General features: G+C 67.7%; 4 protein-coding genes. All 4 read right to left on the bottom strand.

The genetic code is table 11. The annotated features are described in order from the left end of the window. Positions 1–70 precede the first annotated feature (70 nt). Genes def through B3446_RS20865 form a run of 4 tightly spaced genes read right to left on the bottom strand, consistent with a single transcriptional unit; the run spans position 71 to position 2,991 of the window. Positions 71–604, bottom strand: coding sequence for a peptide deformylase (gene def, locus B3446_RS20880; RefSeq protein WP_152383492.1), 534 nt, complete (start codon positions 602–604; stop codon positions 71–73). 14 nt (positions 605–618) lie between these two features. Beyond that, complete coding sequence (gene gloA, locus B3446_RS20875) at positions 619–1,014, bottom strand: lactoylglutathione lyase (RefSeq protein WP_291384647.1); 396 nt, start codon at positions 1,012–1,014, stop codon at positions 619–621. A gap of 11 nt (positions 1,015–1,025) precedes the next feature. Further along, positions 1,026–2,168, bottom strand: a complete 1,143-nt coding sequence (locus tag B3446_RS20870; protein ID WP_291384646.1) for a 2-aminoethylphosphonate--pyruvate transaminase — start codon at positions 2,166–2,168, stop codon at positions 1,026–1,028. 46 nt (positions 2,169–2,214) lie between these two features. After that, positions 2,215–2,991 (bottom strand): M48 family metallopeptidase, encoded by a 777-nt coding sequence (locus B3446_RS20865; RefSeq protein WP_291384645.1) that lies wholly within the window; start codon positions 2,989–2,991, stop codon positions 2,215–2,217. Positions 2,992–2,993 lie beyond the last annotated feature (2 nt).

The following is a 2,993-nucleotide window of genomic DNA, read 5'->3' as shown; positions in this document are numbered from 1 at the left end:
AACCGCAGCAACCGGAACCGCCGCAACCGGGGAACGAGCCTCCTGCTGCGGCGAAGCCCCCCAATATCCCCTAGTCGTCCTGGTTCGGGTCCATGCCCGGGAACAGGATTTCAGTGAAGCCGAACTTCGTGAAATCCTGGATCCGGGACGGATACAGGCGCCCGATCAGGTGATCGCACTCGTGTTGCACGACGCGCGCGTGAAAGCCCTCGGCTTCCCGTTCGATCAGTTGACCGTACGGATCGCGGCCGCTGTAGCGGATGTGGCGGTAGCGCGGCACCAGGCCGCGCAGGCCGGGCACCGACAGGCAGCCTTCCCAGCCGTCTTCCATCTCGTCCGACAGCGGCGTGATCACCGGATTGCACAGGATGGTCTGCGGCACCGGCGGCGCGTCGGGATAGCGGTCGTTGCGGTCGAAACCGAAGATCACCAGTTGCAGGTCCACGCCGATCTGCGGCGCGGCCAGGCCCACACCCTGTGCGGCCGCCATGGTCTCGAACATGTCGTCGATCAGGGCGTGCAGCTCAGGGGTGTCGAAACGATCCACGGGTGGCGCCACGCGCAGCAGCCGCGGGTCGCCCATTTTCAGGATGGGATGGATCATTGCCGGCGTCCGGGTCAGTCCTGGCGGTCTTTCTTCTGGATGAACTCGATCTTGTAGCCGTCGGGATCTTCCACGAAGGCGATGACGGTCTTGCCGTGCTTCATGGGGCCGGCTTCGCGGGTGACCTTGCCACCGCGTTCCTTGACCTTGTCACAGGCTTCGTACGCGTTGTCGACTTCCAGGGCGATGTGACCGTAACCGTTGCCCAGGTCGTACTTGTCGGTGTCCCAGTTGTGGGTCAGTTCGATGACGGCGCCATCAACCTCGTCCTGGTAGCCCACGAAGGCCAGCGTGAACTTGCCGTCCGGGTAGTCGTTGCGGCGCAAGAGGCGCATGCCGAGCACGTTGGTGTAGAAGTCGATGGACTTGTCGAGGTCGCCGACGCGCAGCATGGTGTGGAGCAGACGCATGGGAAGTTTCCTTAAGCGGTGAGGGGTTGGGGGAAAAGCCGGGCATTTCCGGCGCGTTCCCGGGTGATTCCGATGTCGCGCAGCGCGCCGCCCATGGCGTCGACCGCCTGCCGCATCTGGCCGGCGCCAAAGGCGCCGATGCAGCCGACCCGGAACGTGGGTTCTTCGGTGTTGGTGAAGTTGCTGATCACATAGCCGCGCTGCTTGAGCGCGTCCACGAAGAGCTGCAGGTGCCAGGTCGGGGCATCCGGCGCGCGGACGTTGACGACGATGGGGCCTTGCAGCTCGGGCGGCAGGTACGGGGTCAGGCCAAGATCGATCACGCCATCATAGAGCGTGCGCATGTTGGCGGTGTAACGCGCCAGCCGGGCCTCGCGGCCTTCCTGGCGGAACAGTTCCAGCGCCACGGCCAGCGCCGCCAGCGTGGGCGCGGCGGGCGTGAAGCGGGGACCGGCGTTGGGCGCGAGCGTGTGCTGGTAGATGTCCGACAGGTCGAGCGACCAGCTTCCGGCGTTGCCGCGCGCGGCATCCAGGCTGTCGCGGCGCGCGACGACGAAGGCGGCGCCGGGCAGGCCTTCCAGGCATTTGTTCGCGGTCAGCACCACGGCGTCGACCGCGGGCAGGGCCCGCAGTTCGAGCGGCAGGGCGCCAAAGGTGGACACCGCGTCCACGATCACGCGGCGTCCCAGCGCATGGGCGATGCGCGCCAGCTGAGGCACGTCGTGGCAGATGCCGCTGCCGGTTTCGCTGTACACCAGCGCCAGGTGCGTGAGCGTCGGGTCGCGTTCCAGCGCGTCGGCAACCGCTTGCGGATCCACGCGCTCGGTCGTACCCACCGCAAGCGGCACGGCGACGCGGCCGGCCTCGCCGGCCAGTTTCTGCAAACGGGCCGCATAGGCGCCGGTGGACGGCGCCAGCACCCGGCCGCCGGGCGGCACGAAAGTCCGGATGGCAGCTTCGACCGCGAAATGGCCGCAGCCGGGCAGGGCCAGCGCCACGTGTTCGTCCGCGCTGGCCTGCGCAATGGCCAGCACGCCGTCGCAGACCTGCCGGTACAGGGTTCGGAAATCGTTGTCCCACGGCGCGTAGTCCTGCGCCATGGCGGCCTTCACCCGCGCATCGGTCGTGACCGGGCCCGGAATCAGCAGCAACATTTCGATTCTCCTTGGAGCGCGATAGACGCTGGTGTGCCCCGGCGCCTCAGAACTGAGGCAGCGAAGCGGGATCGTGACGCCGCAGGATGTTCTTGGCGTCTTCGAAGTCGGGCAGGATCTGGCCCACTTCGCGCCAGAAGTCCTGACTGTGGTTCATCTCGCGCAAATGGGCAAGCTCGTGCGCGATGACGTAATCGATGATGGCCGGGGCGAAATGGATCAGGCGCCAGTTCAGCATGATGTTGCCGTCGCTGGTGCAGGAGCCCCAGCGGGTGGCGGCCGATGACAGGCGCCAGCGGCGGATCTTCAGCCCGCTGATCTGCAGAAAGTGGGCCAGCCGCGTGCCGAACCAGGCGCCCGCGCGCTGTTGCAGCCAGGCTTGCGCCGCATCGCGGATGCGGCCCTGGTCGGCATTGGATGGCAGCGCCAGCCACAGCGTGTCGCCATCCTGCGGCGCATCGGCGTCGCCGGACAGATTGGCCTGGCGGCTGTCGCCGCCCACGCCGATGATGATGCGACGGCCCAGATACGGGAGTTCGCCGCCCGCCTGCCAGCGCGTGTGCGCCATCGCAAGCTGCTGCTTGCGGGCATGCCATTCGCGCAGCTTGGTCAGGATCCAGCGGGATTTCTCGCGCACCGCGTCGTCGATCTGCGTCAGCGTCACCCAGTTGGGCGCGGTGACGCGCAGGCCGTCGTCGGTGATGACGAAGCCGATGCTGCGCCGCCGTGAGCGCACCAGCACGAAACCGATGGGTTGCTGTTCGGTGGGCACCTCGCGCCAGCGCGCGCCGGGCGGCAGCGGGTCGGGGCAGGGCGTGGGCACGC

It is taken from the genome of Achromobacter sp. UBA5777 (assembly GCF_002418565.1).
Taxonomy (GTDB): Bacteria; Pseudomonadota; Gammaproteobacteria; order Burkholderiales; family Burkholderiaceae_B; genus Achromobacter; species Achromobacter animicus.
The sequence above is the reverse complement of the archived record's forward strand: the minus strand, read 5'-3'. Positions and strand labels throughout refer to the sequence as shown.

What these genes read in the sequence shown, in the direction of transcription:
- B3446_RS20870 (WP_291384646.1), bottom strand. Translation starts at nt 2,168, where the DNA reads ATGTTGCTGCTGATTCCGGGCCCGGTCACGACCGATGCGCGGGTGAAG.
- def (WP_152383492.1), bottom strand. Translation starts at nt 604, where the DNA reads ATGATCCATCCCATCCTGAAAATGGGCGACCCGCGGCTGCTGCGCGTG.
- gloA (WP_291384647.1), bottom strand. Translation starts at nt 1,014, where the DNA reads ATGCGTCTGCTCCACACCATGCTGCGCGTCGGCGACCTCGACAAGTCC.